This is a genomic window from Altererythrobacter ishigakiensis (assembly GCF_001663155.1).
Lineage (GTDB): Bacteria > Pseudomonadota > Alphaproteobacteria > Sphingomonadales > Sphingomonadaceae > Erythrobacter > Erythrobacter ishigakiensis.
Genome location: NZ_CP015963.1, coordinates 1,535,899 through 1,559,899, shown reverse-complemented (window position 1 = coordinate 1,559,899; position 24,001 = coordinate 1,535,899). Strand labels below are relative to the sequence as shown.

The 24,001-nt window shown below is 58.7% G+C and carries 20 protein-coding genes; 7 read left to right on the top strand and 13 right to left on the bottom strand.

The window, feature by feature from the left end:
• Window positions 1–120 precede the first annotated feature (120 nt).
• Complete coding sequence (locus A6F69_RS12960; protein ID WP_083984736.1) at window positions 121–1,662, top strand: esterase-like activity of phytase family protein; 1,542 nt, start codon at window positions 121–123, stop codon at window positions 1,660–1,662.
• A 3-nt stretch (window positions 1,663–1,665) separates the two neighbouring features.
• On the opposite strand, the gene A6F69_RS07375 is transcribed toward A6F69_RS12960, so the two are convergent.
• Genes A6F69_RS07375 through sdhC form a run of 4 tightly spaced genes read right to left on the bottom strand, consistent with a single transcriptional unit; the run spans window position 1,666 to window position 5,305 of the window.
• Window positions 1,666–2,658 carry a C13 family peptidase gene (locus tag A6F69_RS07375; RefSeq protein WP_067599311.1) on the bottom strand — a complete coding sequence of 331 codons (993 nt, stop codon included), beginning with the start codon at window positions 2,656–2,658 and terminating at the stop codon, window positions 1,666–1,668.
• Between the two features lie 41 nt (window positions 2,659–2,699).
• Window positions 2,700–4,523, bottom strand: coding sequence for a succinate dehydrogenase flavoprotein subunit (sdhA, locus tag A6F69_RS07370; RefSeq protein ID WP_067599308.1), 1,824 nt, complete (start codon window positions 4,521–4,523; stop codon window positions 2,700–2,702).
• Window positions 4,523–4,909, bottom strand: coding sequence for a succinate dehydrogenase, hydrophobic membrane anchor protein (gene sdhD / locus A6F69_RS07365; RefSeq protein ID WP_067599305.1), 387 nt, complete (start codon window positions 4,907–4,909; stop codon window positions 4,523–4,525). Before sdhD ends, sdhA begins: the two co-directional genes overlap by 1 nt.
• 12 nt (window positions 4,910–4,921) lie before the next feature.
• A complete protein-coding gene (gene sdhC, locus A6F69_RS07360; RefSeq protein WP_067599302.1) occupies window positions 4,922–5,305 on the bottom strand; it encodes a succinate dehydrogenase, cytochrome b556 subunit in 384 nt (127 codons plus the stop codon).
• 107 nt (window positions 5,306–5,412) lie between these two features.
• Between sdhC and A6F69_RS07355 the strand changes: the two genes are divergently transcribed.
• The 4 genes from A6F69_RS07355 to A6F69_RS07340 are packed head-to-tail and all read left to right on the top strand — an operon-like array spanning window position 5,413 to window position 8,609.
• Window positions 5,413–6,123: an SDR family NAD(P)-dependent oxidoreductase gene (locus tag A6F69_RS07355; protein WP_067599299.1), complete on the top strand. Its 711-nt coding sequence runs from the start codon at window positions 5,413–5,415 to the stop codon at window positions 6,121–6,123.
• On the top strand, window positions 6,113–7,039 hold the full coding sequence (gene bla, locus A6F69_RS07350; RefSeq protein ID WP_067599296.1) for a subclass B3 metallo-beta-lactamase: 927 nt from the start codon (window positions 6,113–6,115) through the stop codon (window positions 7,037–7,039). Before A6F69_RS07355 ends, bla begins: the two co-directional genes overlap by 11 nt.
• Window positions 7,036–7,938 carry a 50S ribosomal protein L11 methyltransferase gene (locus tag A6F69_RS07345; RefSeq protein WP_067599293.1) on the top strand — a complete coding sequence of 301 codons (903 nt, stop codon included), beginning with the start codon at window positions 7,036–7,038 and terminating at the stop codon, window positions 7,936–7,938. Before bla ends, A6F69_RS07345 begins: the two co-directional genes overlap by 4 nt.
• Before the next feature lie 14 nt (window positions 7,939–7,952).
• Window positions 7,953–8,609: a DUF2459 domain-containing protein gene (locus A6F69_RS07340; RefSeq protein ID WP_245638208.1), complete on the top strand. Its 657-nt coding sequence runs from the start codon at window positions 7,953–7,955 to the stop codon at window positions 8,607–8,609.
• On the opposite strand, the gene A6F69_RS07335 is transcribed toward A6F69_RS07340, so the two are convergent.
• Window positions 8,606–11,227, bottom strand: coding sequence for a M14 family metallopeptidase (locus tag A6F69_RS07335; RefSeq protein ID WP_067602748.1), 2,622 nt, complete (start codon window positions 11,225–11,227; stop codon window positions 8,606–8,608). The genes A6F69_RS07340 and A6F69_RS07335 overlap by 4 nt on opposite strands.
• A gap of 258 nt (window positions 11,228–11,485) precedes the next feature.
• On the opposite strand from A6F69_RS07335, the gene A6F69_RS07330 reads away from it, so the two are divergent.
• Window positions 11,486–12,157 (top strand): SDR family oxidoreductase, encoded by a 672-nt coding sequence (locus tag A6F69_RS07330; protein WP_067602745.1) that lies wholly within the window; start codon window positions 11,486–11,488, stop codon window positions 12,155–12,157.
• 10 nt (window positions 12,158–12,167) lie between these two features.
• Here the strand turns inward: A6F69_RS07330 and A6F69_RS07325 are convergent, their stop codons facing one another.
• The 3 genes from A6F69_RS07325 to ligA are packed head-to-tail and all read right to left on the bottom strand — an operon-like array spanning window position 12,168 to window position 14,898.
• On the bottom strand, window positions 12,168–12,671 hold the full coding sequence (locus tag A6F69_RS07325; RefSeq protein ID WP_067599291.1) for a CinA family protein: 504 nt from the start codon (window positions 12,669–12,671) through the stop codon (window positions 12,168–12,170).
• Complete coding sequence (locus A6F69_RS13135; RefSeq protein ID WP_169816558.1) at window positions 12,668–12,820, bottom strand: glycine zipper domain-containing protein; 153 nt, start codon at window positions 12,818–12,820, stop codon at window positions 12,668–12,670. The genes A6F69_RS07325 and A6F69_RS13135 overlap by 4 nt, the downstream gene beginning before the upstream one ends.
• Window positions 12,817–14,898: an NAD-dependent DNA ligase LigA gene (gene ligA / locus A6F69_RS07320; RefSeq protein ID WP_067599288.1), complete on the bottom strand. Its 2,082-nt coding sequence runs from the start codon at window positions 14,896–14,898 to the stop codon at window positions 12,817–12,819. The genes A6F69_RS13135 and ligA overlap by 4 nt, the downstream gene beginning before the upstream one ends.
• Before the next feature lie 82 nt (window positions 14,899–14,980).
• Here ligA and A6F69_RS07315 point away from each other — a divergent pair, with 82 nt between their 5' ends.
• Window positions 14,981–15,466 carry a DUF2165 family protein gene (locus A6F69_RS07315; protein WP_067599285.1) on the top strand — a complete coding sequence of 162 codons (486 nt, stop codon included), beginning with the start codon at window positions 14,981–14,983 and terminating at the stop codon, window positions 15,464–15,466.
• Here the strand turns inward: A6F69_RS07315 and recN are convergent.
• The 5 genes from recN to A6F69_RS07290 form a co-directional block, all read right to left on the bottom strand.
• Window positions 15,463–17,127, bottom strand: coding sequence for a DNA repair protein RecN (gene recN, locus A6F69_RS07310; RefSeq protein ID WP_067599282.1), 1,665 nt, complete (start codon window positions 17,125–17,127; stop codon window positions 15,463–15,465). The genes A6F69_RS07315 and recN overlap by 4 nt on opposite strands.
• Window positions 17,128–17,215: 88 nt before the next feature.
• On the bottom strand, window positions 17,216–18,436 hold the full coding sequence (nhaA, locus tag A6F69_RS07305) for a Na+/H+ antiporter NhaA (RefSeq protein WP_067599279.1): 1,221 nt from the start codon (window positions 18,434–18,436) through the stop codon (window positions 17,216–17,218).
• A 246-nt stretch (window positions 18,437–18,682) separates the two neighbouring features.
• Window positions 18,683–19,489, bottom strand: a complete 807-nt coding sequence (locus A6F69_RS07300) for an outer membrane protein assembly factor BamD (RefSeq protein ID WP_067599276.1) — start codon at window positions 19,487–19,489, stop codon at window positions 18,683–18,685.
• A gap of 337 nt (window positions 19,490–19,826) precedes the next feature.
• Window positions 19,827–21,644 carry a translation elongation factor 4 gene (gene lepA, locus A6F69_RS07295; protein WP_067599273.1) on the bottom strand — a complete coding sequence of 606 codons (1,818 nt, stop codon included), beginning with the start codon at window positions 21,642–21,644 and terminating at the stop codon, window positions 19,827–19,829.
• 108 nt (window positions 21,645–21,752) lie between these two features.
• Complete coding sequence (locus A6F69_RS07290; protein WP_245638207.1) at window positions 21,753–23,957, bottom strand: sensor domain-containing protein; 2,205 nt, start codon at window positions 23,955–23,957, stop codon at window positions 21,753–21,755.
• Window positions 23,958–24,001: the final 44 nt, after the last annotated feature.

The window sequence follows — 24,001 nt, the reverse complement described above, 5'->3', positions numbered from 1 at the left end:
TCGATCGTAGCGTTACGTTTACGCCTGTAGTCATATCGACTACGAATGTAAACATGAAGCCTGTATTAACAAGGCAAGACAGGGGTTGAAACTCTGCGAGCGACAGATCACCATGGACGAATGACGTGGAGACTGGGCCTTGCACTCGGAATTGGCGCTGCAGCGGCAGCGATTGCTATCCATGCGCCCTCTTCCGCCACCGGAACAGTGATGCCTCAGACCTTGCCGGTCGCACTAGATGAGAGTGACGCTGAGAACACTACACTCGGAGAGTTGTCTTATCGTGGAGGGTTGGAGATTGAGCCGGGCGAGCTGGAGATTGGTGGAGTTTCCGGCATCGATTGGCATGACGGCCTGCTCTATGCGGTAAGCGATGATGGTCATTGGCTGACAATCGAAACCGACGAGATCGGTGATCAACTGATCGACCTGATCGAGATTTCCAAGGGCGAGTTGCTGGATGAGCGCGGCAAGCGATTGCGCGGAAAAAGTGAGGGTGATGCCGAAGCGCTTACCCGAACAGGCGATGGTGCATGGCTGGTCGCTTTCGAACAGGACCACCGCGTTTGGCGCTACGCCGCCTTCGATCAAGCGGCGAGCACACCCGCAGATGACCCCGGCCTTTTGGTTGTGGATGCCCCATCAAACAGTGGTTTGGAAACACTTGCTGCTACCAGTGATGGATGGCTCGCTTGCGGCGAGTGGGTGAAAGGACCGAAACCCAATTGCGTTATTAACAACGGCAGAGGGGTTTTGAGTTTCGAGCTTGAGCCCCCTCCCCTGCTGGCCGAACGCGGCGGTGTGCCGACCGATGCCGATTGCGCCAGCAATGGGGTGTGCTTCGTACTGTTCCGCAGCTGGTCGCGCGAATTGGGCAATGCCACCGCAATTGTCGCGATGGGGCCGGACGGGCTGACCGAAACACTGGCCGAATGGGACACATCGCGAACCATCGATAATTTCGAAGGGATTACCGTGCGCGAGGAAGGCGGCAAGACGTATCTCTATATCATCTCGGACAACAATTTTTCCGATGATCAACGCACGCTGCTGATGAAGTTCGAAGTGAGCGAGCGCGCCGCGACCGCTCCGGGCGTCCCGCCGAAGGTTTACGCAACCGAGGTGGTAGTGCTGGAAACAACAATGGGCGACATCACCGTGTCGTTGGAGACTGAACGCGCGCCGATCACGGCCGCCAACTTCCTGCGCTATGTGGACGAGGACCGGTACGACAACACGAGGTGCTATCGGGCAATGCGCGTGACCTTCGGGCAGGAACCGAGTGGTTTTCTGCAGTGCGGCACGCAAAACGATCCTCGCCGGATCTTGGATGGAATCGCGCATGAGCCGACCAATGAGACCGGCCTCAGCCATACGAATGGCGCACTATCTATGGCTCGCTTCGAGCCGGGTACAGCAACCGGCGATTTCTCGATCATGATCCGTGATCAAAGCGGACTGGATGCTGTTCCCGATTCAGACGACCCTGACCGCCGCCCCGGCTTCGCTGTGTTTGGCTACGTCATCGACGGGATGAATGTGGTGCATGCAATCCACGCGCGCGACACCGACCCTGACAAGGGCGAAGGCTTTCTGAAAGGTCAGATGCTCGCAAAGCCGATCGAGATCGTGAATGTGCGAAGAGCGACCCCGGAAAACTAGGGCTCATTCCCCCATTGCGGGCTTTCCAACCGGCGCGGTTGCCATTTGCGGGATGTTCGCTTCGATTGCGCTCAGCCAGCTCATCGCCGCATTGCCGATCCGCGCTTGCGGAAGTGAAGCTGGCAGCCGCATGCGCGATTCCCAATCGGCGATTGAGAGTGTCGCCTCGCGATGCGCCATCAGCAGTGCGTGCGGCTTACGCATTGCACGATTGATCAGCGCGTCTCCAAAAAATGTCCAGTCATTGTCCGGCTGACACCCAAACGAAGTGCGATTTTCAGCTGACGCGGTGATGATCGCCGTGTTGTCGCTTGCCAACGCGGGCACGAAAATCCCCGAATAACAAGCCGAAATCAGCAGCAGGCGCTTTTCGATACCCAGTTCAGCGAGCGTATCTCTCATCAGCGTGGGCGAGAGAATACCATAGCCATCGTCGTTGTAATGATAGGCCAAGCCCTGCGGCAGACCGTGACTCGTTGAATAGAGCACCAACACATCTTCAGATGTGTCCATCTTCTCTGCCACGCTGGCGAGCGCGATCAGAAGCGCGCTAATCGAACCATGCGGTAAACCGTCATCTTCACCATCCGGCCCAGCGAGAACCAGCGTCCGGTCTGGCGCGTTGTAGCGCCGCTCAAGTACCTTGCCGACTTCGCGTGCCTCGCGGGCGAACACCGGATCGCTGTCGAGCGCGATCGAAATGACGTAGACATCGGCTAGGCCTGCCCGCTCGGACGCGAGGCCGCGGAGCGCGGCATCAAGCCTGCGTCTTTGTGCAAGCATCTCGCGTGCCGACAAGTTGCGATTAAGCTCCGGCCCTTGCTCGAGGCTTTGCTGGACTTCCTGTGGAGTGGAACCTGATCCCAGCCCTGGCCATCCGGCGCTATGGGTGGAGGCGGTGTTGTCTGGTTGCGGCGGAGTGCTCTGCGCGAGGGCGGGCGCAGCAAACGCCACCGCTGCTGCCATACCTAGAAGAAGAAATGCGCCCCGCTTCATCAACTCGAAAGCTGCCTTGCAACGCGCATATGGTCAAGCCATCAATACACCCGCTTCTTCGGCTTGATGTATTCGGCATCGTCAGTGAGCGTGTATTCGTGCACCGGACGGTAGTCGATCTTCACGCCGCCGCCGTTGCCGCCCCAGCCTTCGAACCACGCGATGGTGTGCTTCATCCAGTTCGCATCGTCGCGATCGGGGAAGTCCTCATGCGCGTGCGCGCCGCGGCTTTCCTTGCGGTTTTCAGCTGACGCCATGGTCACCACAGACTGCGCCATCAAGTTGTCGAGCTCAAGCGTTTCGATGAGATCGCTGTTCCAGATAAGCGAGCGGTCGTGGACTTTCACGTCCTCCATCCGCTTGTTGATCTGAGTCAGCTTCTCGACACCTTCAGCCATCAGCTTGCTGTCGCGGAACACAGCGGCATGCGCTTGCATGGTCTGCTGCATATCGCGGCGCAGTTCAGCAGTTGGCGTTCCGCCATCAGCATGACGGAAATGATCGAGGCGAGCCAGCGTCATATCCATGCTGTCGGCAGGCAGCTCGTCCTGCTTCGCATTCGCTTTGGTGTTTTCCTTCAGGTGCAGACCCGTCGCACGTCCAAATACCACCAAGTCGATCAGCGAGTTCGAGCCCAAGCGGTTTGCGCCGTGAACCGACACACAGGCCGCTTCGCCAACGGCATAGAGACCCGGCACAACATGATCGGGATCGCCGTCGGGGCCGAGTGTCACCACCTGCCCGTGATAGTTACAGGGGATGCCGCCCATGTTGTAGTGCACCGTGGGCGTCACCGGCAGCGGTTCACGCGTCAGGTCAACACCAGCAAAGATCTTGCCGCTTTCCGTGATGCCCGGCAGGCGTTCGCCCAGCACCTTCGGATCGATGTGATCGAGATGCAGATAGATGTGGTCACCGTCGTCGCCAACACCGCGCCCTTCGCGCATTTCCAGCGCCATCGATCGAGACACAACGTCGCGCGATGCAAGGTCCTTAGCGCTCGGAGCGTATCGCTCCATAAAGCGCTCGCCTTCACTATTGGTCAGATAACCGCCCTCGCCGCGTGCACCCTCTGTAATGAGTACGCCCGCGCCGTAAATTCCGGTCGGGTGGAACTGGACAAACTCCATGTCCTGCAGCGGCAGTCCAGCGCGCAGCACCATGCCCCCGCCATCGCCGGTGCAGGTATGCGCAGAAGTCGCGGTGAAGTAGCAGCGGCCATAACCGCCGGTTGCCAGCACGACTGATTGCGCGCGGAAGCGGTGGATCGTGCCATCATCCAGACACATCGCAGTCACGCCCACGCATTTGCGGTCAGCGCCCTCGCCCGCCATGATCAGGTCGAGCGCGAAATATTCGATGAAGAAGTCCGCGTCATACTTCAGGCTCTGCTGATAGAGCGCGTGCAGCATGGCGTGGCCAGTACGGTCAGCCGCGGCACAAGTACGCTGCACCGGTGGGCCTTCGCCCATATTCTGCATGTGGCCGCCAAACGGACGCTGGTAAATGGTGCCATCTTCGTTGCGGCTGAAAGGCACGCCTGCGTGCTCCAGCTCGTAAACCGCCGCCGGGGCTTCGCGCGCAAGATATTCAATCGCGTCCTGGTCACCCAGCCAGTCTGCGCCCTTCACCGTGTCATACATATGCCATGACCAGTGATCCGGTGTGTTGTTGCCCAGCGATGCAGCGATGCCGCCTTGCGCCGCCACAGTGTGGCTGCGCGTCGGGAACACCTTGGTGATGTTCGCGGTCTTCAAGCCTGCTTCAGCTGCGCCCATGGTTGCGCGCAGGCCAGAACCGCCCGCCCCCACAACCACAACGTCATAGGTATGATCGATAATCTTATAGTCCGAGGTGTCGGCCATCAGGCGGCCCCTCCAAAGGCAAGGCTGGCAACAGAGAAAATGGCGAAGGCACCGCCGCCGATCACGGCAAGGTTGAGCGCCGCGAGCGCAGCAAACTTGGTGCCTGAGTTGTGCAAGTAATCTTCAATCAGAACCTGCAGGCCAAGGCGGGCGTGCCAGAACGTGCTGATCACAAGCAGGATCATGGCCGTCGCGGATACTGGCTGCGCAAGCCATTTGCTGACCGTGGAATAGCTGAGATCGGGCAATCCGATGATGCTGGCAATCAACCAGATACTAAGCACGAGATTGCCAATCGCAGTGAAGCGCTGCACCAGCCAATGATGCGCGCCCTCATGCGCTGAGCCAAGCCCGCGCACCTTTCCGAGTGAGGTTCCGTTACCCATGCGTCAGATCTCTTATTTGTTGAGGATGAGGGCCCAGAAGCCCGCTGTCAGGAGAATGGCGATTAGCGGAGACGCGATCGACCAAAACTTGTTGGCGTTGAGTTCGTAGCCAGCGCCGATATCCAGCACGAAGTGCCTGAGACCGCTCATCAGATGCGTGAAAAAGGCCCAGCTAAGGCCTACCAGAACAACATAGCCTGGAACGCTCGTCATCAGCCCGGCGAAAGTTTCATAGTAGTCTGGGCCGCTAGCCAGCGCACCCAGCCACCATACCAGCACAAACAACCCGACCAACGCCATTCCGTCTCCGCTGATGCGATGAAGGATCGAGACGAGCATATGCGGGCCCCATTTCCATATCTGAAGGTGCGGTGAAAGCGGTCTGTTATTCGCCATGGAGTCTTTTCCAGTTATCCCTGTTGCGCCCCCACTTAGCGTGCTGACAGCGTGGTGCAAGCGGTGAGCACTCGACTTGGCCCGCAAAGTTTCGGATAGGTGTTCGAATGAGTGCAATTCTCCTAACTGGATCGAGCCGTGGAATCGGAGCTGCTGCGCGCGAAGCGCTGGAAAAACGCGGCGCTAAAGTGATCGGCCACGCTACCCGTGCAATCGATGCGGACACAGTTGCGGCTGACTTTACAGAGCCGTCCGCCCCGCAAATGTTGTGGGAAGAGGCTCTAAATCGCGCAGGCGGCGAAGTGGATGTGCTGGTCAACAATGCCGGGCTGTTCAACGCGACACCGCTCGAATCGTCGGACATCGAATGGCTCGACGGGTGGGAAGAGACGCTGAGGATCAATTTGACCGCGACTGCCCAGCTTTCACGTTTCGCGTTACGTCATTGGCAAGAACGCGGCGTTCCGGGACGAATCGTTCATGTCGCGAGCCGCGCAGGCTATCGCGGCGATTCGCCTGCACATTGGCACTATGCGGCAGCCAAGGGCGGAATGCTCGCGATGCACAAGACCATAGCGCGAGGCTATGCGGCTGAGCGGATCGTCAGCTTTGCGATTACGCCGGGCTTCACCGATACGGCGATGGCGGGAGATTATCTGGAAAGCCGAGGTGGCGAAGGCCTGTTGCGCGATATTCCGCTGGGCCGGGTCGCAGAGCCGGAAGAAATTGCACGGATAATCGAATTTTGCGCGCTTGATGCGCCCGAAAGCATGACCGGCGCGGTTATCGACGCCAATGGAGCAAGTTATGTTCGTTAGAGCAATTCTCGCATCGTGCATGATAATGGCTGCGTGCGCGCAAAGCTTTGCGCAGCCTGATGCTGCGGTCGCCAACTCATCCGATATCTCAGGCGAAAACGCGAGGTTTGCGACGGAGTGCGAGAGGTGGGACGAATGGGAGAAGCCGGCCTCCCCGTTCCGCATTCACGGCGATACGTACTACGTCGGAACATGCGGGATTGCCGCCATCCTTATCGCGGGCCCAAATGGGCACGTGCTGATCGACAGCGGTACGGAAGGTGGATCGAAAGTCGTCGAAGACAATATCGCCGCACTTGGTTTTTCGATCGACGACGTTCAAGCGATCCTAACTAGCCACGAGCATTACGACCATGTCGGCGGTCTCAACCGTCTTCAGAAGCTGAGCCGAGCGACTGTCTATACAAGCACCGAGGCCGCGCCATTCTTGCGAACAGGCGCCGACAATCCGCGCGATCCACAAGCCGGGTTGCACGATCCCATGACGCCGGTCACCGGCGATATTCGCGTTGTCGCGGACGGTGGGGTGCTGAACGTCGGCAATACCAAGGTCACATCAATCGCCACGCCGGGTCACACGCTTGGCGCGATGAGCTGGCAATGGAAAAGTTGTGAAGCCGATGATTGCCTTAGTATCGTTTATGCCGACAGCCTGAGCCCGGTCAGCGCCGACAACTACAGATTTACTGATCACCCCGAATATGTGGCGACATTCCGCAAAGGCATTGCTCGCCTGCGTGAATTCAGCGGAAGCAAATGCGATATGCTGCTGACCCCTCATCCGTCAGCCAGCAACATGATCAAACGTGCAGGCGCGGGCAGTTTGATCGGCGAAGTTTCATGCGTCGCCTATGCTGACGCGGTCGAACGCCGCCTCAATGCACGCCTCGAACGCGAAGCGAGCGCAACTGAATGAGCGAAAGCTGGAAGCTGTCGGCATACGCGTCAAAGCCAGTGATTCAGGCGGCTCTACTGGTGCATGAAGAGATCGACGATTGGGACCCAGAGGTCGTCATTTCCGGGCGTGAGATTTCGGAAGACCGGCCGGACGAATGGGTGCTGGAAGCCTGGTATCCATCAGAACCCGACGCCGCGCAAAAGCTCGTGATCTCAAACCTGTTCGGCAACGTCGCGCCGATCTTCGAAGTCGAGAAACTCCCGGATGAGGACTGGCTTACGCTTAGCCAGCAAGGCGTCGATCCGATCCGTGCAGGTCGCTTCTACGTTCACACTCCCAACCATCCTCCCGTTGAGGATGCGATCAATTTCGCCATTCCCGCGAGTCAGGCCTTCGGCACCGGCCAACATGAGACAACCGCCGGATGTTTGGCCATGCTCGACACCATGAAGCGAACAGGTCTGGTCGCCCGCAATATCGCGGATATCGGCACAGGTACCGGCCTGCTCGCCTTTGCCGCGATACATCTGTGGAAGGGCGCATTTGCCACTGCATCGGACATCGATGATGTTTGCGCCGGTGTCGTCGCGGACAATGCGACACTCAACAAGGTCACTATGGGCGCTGATCGCGGCGAGCTGACCATGGTGATTGCAGACGGGATGGAAGACGAACTGCTGCAGGCACGCGGACCCTATGATCTGCTGATCGCGAACATTCTGGCAGGCCCATTGGTCGAGCTCGCGCCCGATTTTGCAGCATCGATAACGCCAGGTGGCAGTGTCCTGCTGGCGGGCCTGCTCGAAACTCAGGAAGCCCGCGTGCGCAGCGCTTATTCCCGTGCGGGTTTCCGACTCGCTCAGCGTATGGTGAATGGTGACTGGTCGATATTGTGGTTGCGCAAACGACGTATCTGATCTGGGCCAAGAGGTTGCTGCTGTGGCCGTTGGCGGCGCTGACGTCGTTTGCCGTCATCTTCGCACTCACCGCCTGGGTCGGTTCGTCGATTCCGCGTAACGCGGGCTGGCAAGAGCCGGCCACCGGGATCGAGATCATGATCGAAACCAACGGCGTGCATACCGCCATTGTCGTGCCCACTGTCACAGCGCAAAAGAACTGGCGCGAAGACTTTCCGATCGATCACGTGCTCGCACCTAACCGCCCCTACACTCATGTTTCGGTGAGTTGGGGGGAGCGCGAGGTCTTCCTGAATACGCCAACCTGGTCAGACCTCTCGCTGCCAGTCGCCATCAATGCTGCGACCGGTGGAGAAGGCCTGCTGCACGTCTCACACTATGTGCGACCGGCGCTCTCCCGCAACCATCGTCCACTAACAATCAGCCATGATGAATACGCAAAGCTGATCGCGCTGATCGAAAAGGAAGTGCTGCCAGAGGCCGAACGCCAGAGCTATAGAGGCTATTCAGACTACGACGTGTTCTACAATGCGCCCGGCACATATCACCTGGGCAGGACTTGCAATCAATGGACCAGCGACACGCTGGCCGCAGCGGGTATCAGAACCGGTTGGTGGACTCCGATGGCCGGGGGTGTGATGAAGTGGATACCGCAAGTTGAAACGGACTAACGAACCCGCGCCGGCGCCACGATCACCGCATTGGCAAGCAACAGGTCCAGCCCGTCGAGGTAAGCACGAGTAGAGGGATCGTGCGCGAATCCAATAACCAAGCCGTCGCCTTTGCGTTGCGCCATCAGATAGGGCTTGAACGCCATCTGCCGGCGGTTTTCGTCCCACACATAACCGCTTGCCACCAGATCATCGGCGGCAGCAAAGCGCAGCACATTGATACCGTCTGCGCGATCTAGCGGGGTGAAAATTCGCGAACCAGTGGCGTTCACAATCGCGCCATCATCATAACCGGCTGAGAGGAAGTTCTCCCGATCCGCAACTGTGTTGACGAGCGCGCCGGGAAGCATGTCAGGAAGCGCGTTTTCGTCTTGGATCGCTTTGCGATACTCAGCTTCGGAGGTGATCTCCTGAGCTTCTGCCAGAGGGCCATCATCCTCATCCTCACCAGGCTTAAGACCCAACGCGGCTTCACGCTTGACCGCCAGCATCGGGTTGTCTCCGCTCGCCAGCATATCAAGGCTGTCGCCAATCGCGATAACCACACCGCCCTCACGCGCGAACTCGCGGACATTGCTCGCTCCGCTGCTGCCCAGCACGCCGGCAGGCGCACCATCCGGGATCAACAAGACATCGTATTCTGACAAGTCAGCGCCGATCAACCGCGCGGTTCGTATCGGTGTGACCGGCACGCCCAAGCGTTGCTCCAGGACATATCGCAGCGCGCCTGCACTCAGCGGCGAAACGCCATCATCCCACGCCATCGCAACTTTGGGGATCTCCAGTGTCACAAAAGCACTGCTGCCAAAGTTGGGCCCGTCGTCGACCCAGCTCGATTGAAGCGACACGGTGTGCGCTCCGATTTCGCTCGCCAATTCGGCGAGGCGCGCCATCTTGTCGGCGCCATTGGCTGCATTACTAAAAACAACGGTGCCGCGGGGGAACGTCCGCGAGCCCTTGCTGAAAGCCTCATCGGTGGCCCGACCGGAAATTCCTTCGCGCAAAGCCAGCGCGACCAGCCGGGCCTGTCCACTATCGGTCCAGGGGACCGCGACGCCAAAATCGCCGCTACCTTCCGCCACAGGATTAATCGGAGAGATCGCAGAAAGCGGTGCACCGCCGACCGCGGATCCACAAAGCGCAACTTCCGTACCCGACATCATGCCCACCGACCATGCCGTGACGTCGTAGAGTTCATGCGGAAGATCTTCGCTCCTGCGACGTTCTTGCTCGATCACAAACTCGCGCGGCAACGGCGTGTGGGCGTCAAGCAGGCTGCGCACCAGTCGAGCCGCAGGTTGCGCCCGCGGAACAGCCAGATAGCCATTGGGATAGTTCTTCCCGCACACCGTCGCAGCGCCGTCGCGGCGAAGCACAGTGATGCCTTGTGCGGCCAAACGGCGTCCCAGCGCCTCCGCATTCCAGCGCCGTTTGCCAAGATCAATGACATAGCTGCCACGTCCAGCCGCACCATTCGCATTTTCCGATCGGTAGGCCGCATAATCGCTCATGAAACGATCAGCGTTTTGCGCAACCGCTTCGGCGGTGGATAGGCTGGCAACGAAGTGATTTCGCACACCGGCTGCATATGTCAGCTCGGTACCATCGCGTCGCTCCCAGACCAGGCCGCGCGGTGAGCCTTGCTCATAAGTACTGCCAATCGCACCCTGATGTGCGTTCCAGGTATCGCCATAGCCGGGATAGAACAGATCATAGACCTCTCGGGTGAAGTAGGGTTCGCCGATCCGGTCAAACCAGGCCGCGTTATTGCGGCCAATCAATTCATAGAGACGGATCTGCGCGGGCGTCAGGTTCGGGTTCACCGGATCTGCCGCAGGACTGAAGAAATAGGTGTCGTCACCATCCATCTCGTGGATGTCTTTGACGACCACAGGGGACCATTCACGGATCGCCGCGACTTTCCCGCGTGTCTCGGGCTGGCTCAATGTGAACCAGTCACGGTTAAGATCGAACAGATAGTGATTGAAGCGACCACTGGGCCAAGGTTCGTCATGCTCAGCAGCCTGTCGATCGCCGAACGGCACAAGGCCCAGCGCCGCGCGAAAATTGTGAACGAAGCGCGCGCGGCCATCGGGGTTTTGCGAAGGATCAATGATGACCACGCTATCGCGCATGATCTGGTCCACTCTCGCATCACCTTCGCTCGCAAGCAAATGATAAGCCATCATCAGCGCGGCATCGGTGGAAGTAACTTCGTTGCCATGCACACCAAAGGCAAGCCACGTGACAGGCAAGGCGTCGCCGTTACTTGCCCGACCCGCGGCGACATTGGCCAGATCTGCCTTAATCGCTTCGATGCGCGCCATGTTTTCCGGCGCAGTAAGCACCAGATAATGCAGCGGACGCCCTTCCCAACTCGTCGCATACTGCACCAACTTTGCGCGGTCTGGAGCAGCTTGAGCCAACGCGCTGAGATAGGCCAGCATTTCACTCGGGGATGTGATCCGGGTACCCGGCGCGTGTCCCACCGTTTCAGTAAGTGTAGGTATGTCGGGATTGGTCTGCGTTTCGATAAAAGACTGCGCATGAACGGGGAGCGCCCATGCGGCAAAAATCGCTGCCCCTGTTGCAATTGCTCCGAAAAATTTGCCCGCCAAGATACTCTCCCGATTCACATTTTCGAGTTACTGCTAAGCAAACTACTTACTCATGGGAAAGTGCCTGGCAAACCTCATTCTCGGCAGACATGGATCACCATTTAACCCGCCGGCAAGGCAGCCATGATGCAACGTCCGCCTGCAGCACTTCAGCCCGCAGTTTTGCGAACCTCCTAACCAACACGGCGACGCATGTTAGAACTGGGACTGCGGTCACCGGCGCTTTATTAAGCGGCAAACAATGCAATGGAGCCGACAATGACCAAGACCATTCTCATCACCGGCGCTTCCACCGGCATCGATGAAGCGACCGCGCGCGCAGCTTCAGTCGCAGGTTGGAGAGTTGTTCTGCTTGCCCGCTCAAAGGACAAGCTTGACGCGCTGGCGCAGGAGATCGGCGATACGGCTCTGGCCTTACCTTGCGATGTAACAGACCGTGCTGCTTTACGTGCGGCGATCGAAGAAGGAGTTTCACATTTCGGCGAAATGAATGCGGTATTCGCCAACGCCGGACGGGGCATCGACAAGCCTGGTGTAGAGAAAGGCGATCCGGACGAATGGCGTGAAATGATCGAACTGAATGTGATGTCGGTCCTTTACACCGCTCACGAAAGCATTCCTCATTTGAAATCGACAAAAGGCCACTTCATAGTTACCGGATCGAAGGCTGGGCGCGACTATTTCAAGGGCTCTGTATACAGCGCCAGTAAATGGTTTGTGCACGGCTTTGCGGAAAACCTTGCCGAGGAAATGCGCGATTGGGGTGGCAGATGCACGGTAATCGCACCCGGGATGGTCGACACGCCCTTCTTCGATGAGCCCAAGCCTACCAAGCTTCAGCCAAGTGATATCGCCGGCGCGGTTATGTTTGCGCTTGATCAGCCAGAAACAAGCGCAGTGCGCGAAATCTATCTTATGCCCAATGACTAGAGCGACTTGGCTAGGACTTGCTGCCAAGGGCCTCCTCAAGCGCACTTAGTGCCGCCCGCGTGAATGCCTCCATATTGGCAATTCGATCATCGCTGCCCGTTTGCGTCAGTTTGGAGAACAGGAAGCCGTCAGGTCCCGCGATGGCTGCAACGCTTTGTCCGGCAGGCGCGCCAGTGGGGTGAGATGAGCCGCCAACTGATCCGCTCTCCGCTATACCCCATTCGGCCTGAAAATTATCTCGGATTGAGCGCGCCTGTAACAGCGCATAATCCTCGCTGGCGCCACGCATGCCTTTGTATGCGTCACGGGGCTGGTCAAATAGTATCTCACGCGCCCGCAGCGAATAGACCACCCCGCCCCCGACGAAGAAATCGAGCGCGCCCGGTATTGTGAGAAGGCTGGCCGCGATCAGGCCGCCGGTTGCACCATCAGCGATTGCAATCTTTTCCCCTCGCGCCCGCAGTTGTGCCGCAATTCGCGCCGCTTGCGGGTGCAGTTCGGTGAGAAGGCTCAATTTTCGTCGTCACCCTTTTTCTGGTTGGCGAGGTGCATTGCCGCAGCAATCGCGATGCCCACACCCAAGCCAAGCGCAATATTGTCTAATGCCACGCCCAGCGCCGCGCCAAGCGCGATCCCCACGCCGTATGCCATTCCCTTGTTCATCCCGCTTCCTTCACAATGTCTGCCCAACCAGCCTCATCGATAACCTTGATGCCAAGTTCCTGCGCCTTCTTGAGTTTGCTGCCCGCGCCCGGTCCTGCGACCAGTATATCAGTCTTTGCGCTAACGCTGCCCGCGGCTTTCGCACCGAGACGTTCGGCCTGAGCCTTGGCTTCATCGCGGCTCATGGTTTCCAGCTTGCCGGTGAACACCACAGTCTTACCCGCGACCGGGCTGTCGAGCGTTTCGACGACATAGGGCGGCGGTCTGACCAGGCTCAGCAGATCTTCCCACACCTCGACATTGTGCGGCTCGTGGAAGAAATCGCCCAGTGCTTCGACCACCGCGCCGCCGACACCATCAATCGAAGTGATTTCAGCGAGCGCGTCCTCATCGCCGGAGCGCGCCTGCTCTGCTGCCTCGCGCAGCGCGGGCAAAGTCTCAAAATTCTTCAGCAGATCGCGCGCAGTGACTTCGCCGACATGACGGATACCCAGCCCGAACAGCAATCTGGCAGCATCGGGCTCGCGCTTGCTTTCCACAGATGCCAACAGATTGTCCACAGACTTGTCCTGCCACCCTTCCAGCGCCAAAATCGCTTCTTTTCTGTCGCTTAGGCTGAATATATCAGCTGGACTCTCAAGCCAGCCAAGCCCAAAGAATTGGTCGATTGTCTTTTCACCCAACCCATCGATGTCGAGCGCTTTGCGGCTAACAAAATGCTTCAGCCGCTCGGTCCGCTGGGCCGGACAAATGAGCCCACCAGTGCACCGCACATCGACTTCGCCCTCTTCGGCTACCGCCTCACTGCCGCATTCGGGGCATGTATCGGGGAAAAGATAAGGCTCTCGCTCAACCTCAGGCGTCAGATTTCGCACAACCTGCGGGATCACATCGCCTGCCCGCTGCACGACCACACGGTCCCCCGGCCGCACGCCAAGCCGTTCGATCTCGTCGCGATTGTGCAGCGTCACATTGGTGACAGTCACCCCGCCAACCATCACCGGCGCAAGCCGCCCGACCGGGGTCAGTTTGCCTGTACGTCCTACCTGAATATCAATCGCCTCCAGCGTCGTCTCAGCCTGTTCAGCAGGGAATTTGTGCGCAAGCGCCCAACGCGGTGCCTTTGCGACAAAGCCCAGCCGCTGCTGCCAATCGAGCCGGTCAACCTTGTAGACGACACCGTCGATCTCGTAGGGCAAGTCCGGCCTCTGCCGACCTAGTTCTGCATAATGCGCCAACATTTCCTCGATAGTATTCGTCACCTTGAGAAAGGGAGAGACGGGAAAGCCCCACGCCTCGATCTGGCGCATCATATCGTGCTGTGTGCTGGCGGGCACCTCGCTCGCTGCGCCCCAGCCATAGGCCCAGAAGCGCAAGGGCCGCTTCGCTGTTACGCTCGCATCCTTTTGCCGCAGCGAGCCAGCGGCGGCATTGCGGGGGTTCGCGAACAGTTTCCCGCCAGCCTGCTCTTGCGCAGCATTGAGCGCAGCAAAGTCCTGTTTCGACATGTAAACTTCGCCGCGCACTTCGAAAACATCGGGCACATGGTCGCCATCGATGTCTTGAGGAATATCGGCGATATGCGCGACATTCGCGGTCACATCTTCCCCAACCTGCCCGTCTCCGCGCGTTGCCGCCCTCACGAGCTTGCCCGATTCGTAACGCAGCGAACACGACAGCCCGTCAATCTTGTCTTCAGCCGTGATCGCGACCGGCTCATCTTCAGGCAGAGACAAGAAGCGCCGCACCCGCGCAACCCATTCATGGATTTCTTCGGCGGAGAATCCATTGTCGAGGCTCATCATCCGAACCTCATGCGTCACCTTGCTCAGCGGAGAGGACCCAACCGCATGGCCGACTTTCTTGGACGGAGAATCGTCGCGCACCAGATGCGGGAATTGCGCCTCCAGCTCGGCATTGCGCCGAACCAGCGCGTCATATTCCTGATCGCTGATCTCCGGATCATCCTCAGCATGATAGAGCCGGTCATGCTTCGCGATGGCTTTCGCCAGTCGCATCAGCTCATTCGCAGCGTCTGCCTCGCTGATGTCCACAGGCGGAGATTGATCGATTCCCATACCGCAAGCTATGCCTCACCATATTCGCGGGGGAAAGCCCCGCAACATCGGGTCGCACATCTCTTTTGGGGGAGAGAAACCGATGGTCGACCGCTATTTGAAAGCCGCTGTGACTGCTTGCGTAGGACTGATGGCGCTACTGTATGTGCTGCACAACATCGCGAACTATCCGCAAGCGTTCGAATTCTTTGTCTACACAACCAGCCACGTCGATCAGGAAGCATATCCGGTTACGTTGCTGCCGGTGCCACCGACGGCCCTGATCATCGTCGGCATGATACTGGTCTTCTCGTTGGAATTCGTGGCGGGCCTGGGCGGGTTGTTCGGCGCTTGGAAACTGTGGAGCCTGCGCGGCGCAACACCCGTCGAGTTCGAAGCCGGCAAAAAATGGGCAAAAATCGCTATGGGCAGCGCCGTTGTTGTCTGGTGGGGCCTGTTTCAGGGTGTAGCCATAGCTGGATATCAACTGTGGCAGATGCCGCTAGGGCAAGGACCGTTTGATGGTTCGTGGGTCTACGGCGGAATGGCGATGATGGTGCTGATATACCTAGGGCAGAAGGAAGGCTAAACCCCCTCAAGCAAGCGATCCGCCTGCGCGCGCGCTTCGGGCGTAACTTCCGCCCCGCTGAGCATCCGCGCGATTTCTTCCTGTCGACCAGCCTCATCAAGCAACGCAACGCTCGTCTTGGTGACTGTGCCGCTGGAAGACTTCGCGATCAGGTAATGCGTGCCCCCACGCGCCGCGACTTGCGGGCTGTGCGTTACCGCAAGCAGTTGCCCACCGTCCGCCAACCGCGCCAGCCGCTCCCCAATCGCACTGGCCACCGCACCGCCAACTCCGCGATCGATCTCGTCGAAGATTACCGTCGCGGCCCCGCCCTGCTCTGCCAGCGCAACTTTCAAAGCCAGGATGAAGCGAGATAGCTCACCACCGGACGCGATCTTGTTCAACGGCGCGAAGTCCGCCCCCGGATTGGTCGCGATCAGGAATTCGACGCTGTCGATCCCGCCCGCACCCCATTTCTCTTCCGGCAATTTGCCCACCGCCGTTAGGAAGCGAGCGGCGTCGAGCTTCAGGGGTGCGAGCTCCGCCGCCACCGCCTTGTCGAGCTTCTTCGCCGCCGCCAGTCGCGCCTTGTGCACGCTCTCAGCTTTCTTCGCGTAGGCCTCACCTGCTTTATGCGCGGCATCTTCCAGCGCATCCAGCTCTGCCTCACCTCCTTCTATGGCATCAAGCGCCCGGCGCATCTCGCGCATCTTGGCAGGCAATTCATCGACCTCGCAGCGGTGCTTGCGGGCAAGCGCACGCAGATCAAACAGCCGCGTTTCAGCTTCGTCGAGCGCCGCCGGATCGTGAACCAGTGCCTCAGCTGCCGCAGCCAGTTTGTCTTCAGCCTCGCCCGCTTCGATGACCGCCCGATCAAGCGCGGCCAAGGCTTCGGCCAGCAAGGGGTGTTCTCCGCCAATCCGGTCGAGCTTGCGTGCCGCCACGCGCAACGATGCCAATGGCGATTCCGAACCTTCCCAGATATGCCGTAGCTCTTCCAATTCACCGGAGAGCTTTTCGCCTTTCTGCATCGTCGCCCGCGCCTCCGCCAGCCGCACTTCTTCGCCCGCTTGTGGCTCGAGCGATGTCAGCTCGGCCAGATGCGCGATCAGCAAATCCTGATCCAACTTCGCCTGCTCGACTTCGCTGCGCGCAGCCTCCAGTCTCTCTTCCGCCGCGCGCCATTCGCGCCAGGCATTTGCAAGCCCTTCCACGTCGGCTCCGGCATAGCGATCAAGCAGGGCCCTATGCCCGCGAGGATTAACCAGCCCGCGATCATCATGCTGCCCGTGCAGCTCCACCAGTGTCCCTGCGATCTCGCGCAACAGCGCTACACCGACAGGCTGATCATTGATAAAGGCCTTCGAGCCGCCGTCGGCTTTCAATTGTCTCCGAATAATCAGCGGTTCGCCCGGCTCGATATCTATATCGGCATCGTCGAGCGTTTCTGAGATCGCTGCGGGCAATTTGGCGAATTCAAAGCTGGCCGTGGCGCTGGCTTTGTCTGTACCTGCGCGCACCAGGCCGCTATCTGCGCGATCCCCCAGTACCAGGCCCAACGCATCAAGCAGGATCGATTTACCCGCGCCGGTCTCGCCTGTGAGCACGCCGAGCCCGCGCCCGAAATCCAGATCGAGCGCTTCAATAAGAACGATATTCCTGATCCAAAGGCGGGTTAGCATCGCCGCACGTGTTAGCGCAGCAAAAGGGGCACGTCACCGCTTGCAACGCGCCCCTCTTGTGGATTTTTCTCCAAGCCGCAGATGCTAGTTATTCGGCGGGTACGGCTTTCGCTTCCGGATCCGTCATAGCCTGCGCCTCCTCAGCCGTGGGCAGAGCTGACCGCAATAGGAAAAATCCTGTGATCGCTGCGATGGTCGATCCGGAGAGCACGCCCAGTTTCACCGCATCAACTTGCTCAGCGCTTACGAAGGCAAGGTTCCCGATAAACAGGCTCATGGTAAAACCAATCGCCGCGAACAGCGAGAGACCATGAATCTGGCGCCAGCTCACGCCCTGCGGGAGGCTTGCGATCCTGGTTTTCACCGCTAGCCACGCAAAGCCAAGAATACCCACTTGCTTGCCAATCAACAGACCCAGTGCGATCCCTAAGGGAAGTGGTGCGAGCGCGTCCATCGGGTCAAGAGCGAGCAAAGTGACGCCGGCATTGGCAAAGCCGAAGATAGGGATTACCAAAAATGCCGCCCAAGGATGCAGGGCATGCTCCATATGCTCTAGAGGACGCTCACCATTGCGTGCAACCATTGGCACGGTGAGCGCTGCCGCTACGCCAGCCAGTGTCGCATGGACGCCAGATTTCAGGATAAACGCCCACATCAAAATGGCGAGCAGCACATATGGGATGGCTGATGCCACGCGCATGCGGCCGATAGCCAGCATCAACAGGAACACGACACCGCCCATCATCAGATAGGTCGTGTCGATCTCTCCGGTATAGAACAGCGCGATGATGGTGATCGCGCCGATATCGTCGATCACTGCAATCGCGAGCAGCAATGCTTTCAATGCCACCGGCACCCGCGGACCTAGCAGTGCCAGGATTCCTAGCGCAAAGGCAATGTCGGTGGCCGCCGGAATCGCCCAGCCGGCGGTGTTTTCCGGCGTTCCGGAATTGATGGCAAGGTAGACAATAGCCGGGATCGCCATACCCCCGATCGCCGCAACCAAAGGCAGCGAAGCCTTATCCCAGCTGGACAACTGGCCGTCCAGAACTTCGCGTTTCACTTCCAAGCCGATGAGGAAGAAGAACACTGCCATCAAACCGTCATTGACCCACAGCAGCAGGGGCTTGTCGATCACGAATCCACCAAATCCGGCCACGATCGGAATGTCCAGCCATGCTCGATAGGCGCCGAGCAGCGGGCTATTGGCAACAATCAGCGCAGCGAAAGCGGCGAAAATCAGCGTGATACCGCCGGCGCTCTCCTTCTGCATGAATTCGCGCAACATCGGCGCAATCTGGGAAACCATGTCTAATCTCGCTCTGTCGAAATTTCGTTCGAGGGGGATCGGACTGCCGGTCAGGCATTGGGCGGAAAGGGAGGGTCAAAGGGGCCCAATCGCGCTGCACCGGCAATCCGATGCGGTCCGACATCACAAGACCAATTGGGTGATCTTGCCAGAGGGGCCCGGCCCGCATCCAATAAATGCAGGACAGCGAAAAGGGTTTCCGAAAATCAGCCGGTTCTGGTCGAATTTTGCAATTCGATTGGGAATTTAGCTGGCAGAGACGCTCGGCGCATGCTTTTGCACTAGGTCGTAGGCCTTTTCGTACCATTCGTTACCTGGATAGTTCGCGCCCAGCACCGCGGCATATTTCACAGCTTCGCTCGGCACGCCTAACGCCAGACTGCTCTCTGTCAGACGATAGAGCGCTTCAGGAACGTGGCTTGTTGTTTCGAAATCGTCGACCACATTCTGAAACCGAAGAGTCGCTGCGAGCCATTGCCCGTTGCGCTGGTAATGGCGGCCAATCGCCATATCCTTGCCGGCAAGGTGGTCATTCACCAGATCCAGCTTCAGCCGGGCATCGGCGGCGTACTCGCTGGTCGGGAAACGGCGGTCCACTTCGCGCAGCGCAACCCGCGCCTGTTCCGTGATTGACTGGTCGCGCGACACGTCACTGATCTGCTCGTAATAGCTCAGCGCGATGAGATAATAGGCGTATGGCGCATCCTTGTTGCCCGGGTGGATCGAAAGGAATCGCTGCGCGCTCGAGATCGCCGCGTTGTAGTCCTGCGCCACGTAATAGCTGAACGCACTCATCAACTGCGCGCGGCGTGCCCATGGGGAATAGGGGTGCTGCCGTTCAGTCTCGTCAAACAGCGCCGCTGCGAGCCGGGTGTTCCCGCTGTCGAGCCGCGACTTCGCTTCGGAATAAAGCGTTTCCACATCGCGCGCGACATAGGCGACGTCTTCGTTGGTCGACCCACCAGATCCGGCGCAGGCTGCGGTCAGCAAAGTGGCGCCAGCGACAGTGGCGGCAAGTACAGGCTTAAGATTCACGCGCGTCTCTCTTGTCATCGTGTCTGGGCCTATAACCAGCCGTCTGCTGAACGCCAAGTGAAGTTGATGCGAGTTTGTTGATGAAAGGCATTCAACCCAGACGAGCGCTAGAGCTATCCACTGCTTCATACGAATAGGCATATTAAACAAAGCAGGAACACGCATCAAGTCAAAGCGACCAAAAATGGAGCAAGTCCGTAACCCGCCGTTCCACGATTGCAGTTGCAATCGCTTCATGCGCCGCGTGACGTCAATCTGGTTCTGCTTCGCAGACCCGCTAGCCGGAGTTGCAGCCACTCGCTTCTAGCTTGTCGTTTGCGGCGCAAACGTCTGCGCTAGGCGCGGGGCTTCACCCCTACTCCTCTCCCATCCTGAGCGCCGCAATAAAGGCTTCCTGCGGAATACTAACATTCCCGTATTCGCGCATCCTTGCCTTACCCTTTTTCTGCTTCTCCAGCAGTTTCTTCTTGCGGGTAATGTCGCCGCCATAGCATTTCGCGGTCACATCCTTGCGCAGCGCGGCGATCGTCTCGCGCGCGATGATCTTGCCGCCAATCGCCGCCTGGATTGGGATCTTGAACAGGTGGCGCGGGATCAGGTCTTTCAGCCGTTCGCACATGCCGCGCCCGCGCTCTTCCGCAACGGAGCGGTGCACGATCAGCGATAGCGCATCGACGGGCTCCGCATTCACCAGAATGTTCATTTTCACCAGATCGCCTTCGCGCAGGCCAATCTGTTCATAGTCAAAGCTGGCATAGCCTCTGGAGATGCTCTTCAGCCGGTCATAAAAATCGAACACCACTTCATTCAGCGGCAACTCGTAAGTGACCTGCGCGCGACCGCCGACATAAGTCAGATCGGTCTGAATGCCGCGCCGGTCCTGACACAGTTTCAGGATCGCGCCCAGATACTCGTCCGGCGTGTAGATCACCGCCTTGATCCACGGCTCCTCGATCACGTCGATTCGGTTCACATCGGGCCAATCGGCGGGGTTGTGAATGTCGATGACCTTGGCGTCTTCATTCTTCGACTTGCTGAGGTGCACGCGGTACACCACCGAAGGCGCGGTGGTGATGAGATCGAGATCGTATTCGCGGCTCAGCCGCTCTTGAATGATCTCAAGGTGCAACAGGCCAAGGAAGCCCGCGCGGAAGCCGAAACCGAGCGCGGCGGAGCTCTCCATCTCGTAGCTGAAGCTGGCGTCATTGAGGCGCAGCTTGCCGATGCTCTCACGCAGTTTCTCGAAGTCTGCCGCGTCGACCGGGAAAAGCCCGCAGAAAACCACCGGCTGCACTTCCTTATAGCCCTTCAGCGGTTCGGGCGCGCCGTTCTTGACCGTGGTGATCGTGTCACCCACGCGGGCTTGCTCAACCTCTTTGATCTGCGCGGTGATGAAGCCGATTTCGCCGGGGCCGATTTCAGGCAGGTCCGTGCGTTTGGGGGTGAAGCAGCCGACGCGGTCAATCAGGTGCTGCGTCCCGCCCTGCATGAATTTGACGTTCAGCCCCTTGGTGATGACGCCGTCGATCACGCGGACGAGGATGACAACGCCGAGGTAGGGGTCGTACCAGCTGTCAACCAGCGAGGCCTTCAGCGGCGCGTCGCGGTCGCCTGATGGTGCGGGGATTTTGGCGACGACCGCCTCCAGCACATCTTCGATGCCGATGCCCGATTTAGCGCTGGTCAGCACGGCTTCGGATGCGTCGAGGCCAATGATGTCCTCGATCTCTGCGCGGACCTTGTCCGGCTCTGCCGCGGGCAGGTCAATCTTGTTGATGACAGGCACGATTTCGTGGTCATGCTCGATCGATTGGTAGACATTGGCGAGCGTTTGCGCCTCTACGCCCTGCGCGGCGTCCACAATCAGCAGTGCGCCTTCGCATGCGGCGAGTGAGCGGCTGACCTCGTAAGCGAAATCCACGTGGCCGGGCGTGTCCATCAGGTTCAGCTCATAGGTCTCGCCATCCTTGGCGGTGTAGTTGAGCCGCACGGTCTGCGCCTTGATGGTGATGCCGCGTTCACGCTCAATGTCCATGTTATCGAGCACTTGCTCGGACATTTCACGCTCGGTCAGGCCGCCGCAATACTGGATCAGCCGGTCAGCCAGCGTGGACTTGCCGTGATCGATATGGGCGATAATGGAGAAATTGCGGATCTTGGAGAGGTCAGTCATCAGGTGTCGCTAATTGATTGCGCAAAATAGCGCTTTGCGACGCCCTTTAGCCGCCCTCGCCGCGCCTGTCAGCCCGCCGATTGCATCGTGGCGAATTCTATTGTCGATTCAGGCTGCTTCGGAAGAGCCGACCGGGGCGTATGCGAACTTCGGCACGCTGGTGCCATCGCCCAGCATGCTTCCCTGCATCGAATTGTAATTGCCTTTTGACAATGCCGCCAAAGGTGCACCTGCGGACGCCAATTCATACGGTGAAACGCGGTGACGAGTGCACAGTCCGCCCGCGCCGTCGCCGATCAGCGGCGTCTCAAACTCGACCCCTTGTGTGTCGCGGTTCGAACGGATCACTGTCGCAACCGCAAGCTGTCCGCCGCCCAGATCAACGACAAACTGCGTATCCAGCGGCACATTTTCCAGCCCCTGCAACAATGCGCCTGTTTTGGAGAGATTGCGGAGTGTGACCTCGTAAGAGTGATCGTCATGAATAACGTGGATCTTGCGCAGAAGCGTGCGCCGTTTTGCACGTGACCCGCGGCCAGCTGAGGGCTCAATCATCCAGCCACCGGTCGCCAACTGTTCATGCACCTCTTCGCCCGAAACGGCGTCAGCATACACTGCCCCTTGCAACAAGCTGACCCCCACGCTTGCCAATGCCTGTTGCTGGGAGATCGTTTCGATCTCGCTGGCGATGGTCGACATGTCCAGCGCCTTTGCCAGCGCCACCACCGCTTTTACTAATCCCAGCTCCTGAGAGTGGCTGTCGAGATGTGAAGGACAAAAGCTCTCGCCAATCTTGATCGAGTCAAATGGCGCGCGGCGCAGGTATCCGAGCGAAGAATACCCCGTACCAAATTCATCGAGGGTCAACCGCACGCCTAGCTTGAATAACTGGCCAAGAACCTTGTCGACGACATTGCTGTCACCAACAAATACCGATTCCTTGACTTCCAGTTCCAACCGGTCAGGTGCGAGTTCGGTATCGTTCAGGGCTTGAGCAACACTCTCGACAAAGCCCTCCGAAGCAAACTGCTTGCTAGGTACATTGACTGTCACGCGCAGCGGGTCAGGCCACTGACTTGCTTCCCGGCAAGCTTGCCGAATCGCCCAATTGCCTACTTCGATTACATGGGCCGAGTTCTCGACGATCGACTGGAATTCATCATTGTCAATTTCGCCTCTCTGCGGATGCTGCCAGCGTGTCTGCGCCTCTAACGCAATTACCCTCTGCGACTCAGCGGAAACCATCGGTTGATAAGTCAGGAACAGCTGCTCGTCCCGGATCGCCTCCTGCAGGCTTTCTTCGAGACGTCGGCGGAAAATAGCTTCGTTCTCGAGGTCACCGGAGTAGAAGCGATATTGACCACGCCCACCATTCTTGGCCGCATAAAGCGCCAGATCAGCTGACCTGACAATTGCCTCGCGATTAAGCCCATCGTGCGGCGCCACGGCAATCCCGACAGATGCCCCGATCATGCAGCGGCCTTCATCGAGCGAGTATGGCTGAGTCAGCATCGCGATAATTCGTGCCGCGATCTCTCCCAATTCGCCGCGATCATCGATGTCAGGCAGCATTATCTGGAATTCGTCGCCGCCAAGGCGCCCGATTTCACAGTCCTTTTCAACCGCACGCTGCAAGCGACTTGCAACCTGCTTCAACAATTCATCGCCAGCAGCGTGGCCAAGCGTGTCATTGACCTGTTTGAAACGGTCAAGGTCCAGCATCATGATGGCGCAATTGCGTTTTGCCGAACGAAACGCAGTGAGCGTTGTTTCAATCGAATGGGCCATGCGGTGCCGATTGAAAAGCCCGGTCAAGGAGTCATACTTTGCCAGCCGCGCGGTTTCTTCCTCGCGGTAATATTCTTCGGTTATGTCAGTCCCGGTACCTCGAAATCCACAAAACGTGCCGTTCCTTTCAAATGCCGGCCGACCCGCAAGCCGGATCACCACTTTGGAATTGCCTTTGCTGGGAGCGACCGCAAATCCGGAAAACGGCTTGCGCGCGCCAAGTTTCAAAGAGAGTGATTTGGACCGACCGTCTCCCTCCTTTGACTCGAATAATCCCGTCAAAGGTTGGCCGATGAGATCAGGAATGGTCAATTCAATGCGATCGGCGATTGCGCCGCTGATATAGGTAAGATTGCCTTGCTTGTCGGTCGACCAGAACCATCCGAGTCCAGACTGCTCGAGTTCATCAAGCATTGTGAGCTTGTCGGCGTCGGACATCGAATTCGCGCCAGCCCCGCCAAAACGACGGCCAGCAGAGGCGAAAAGTCCGCCTTCTTTACCCGACAAGAGTCCCTTGAGGGGCACGCCCACAATCTCCTCGACTTACTCGCTTCGATCCCGAAGCCACT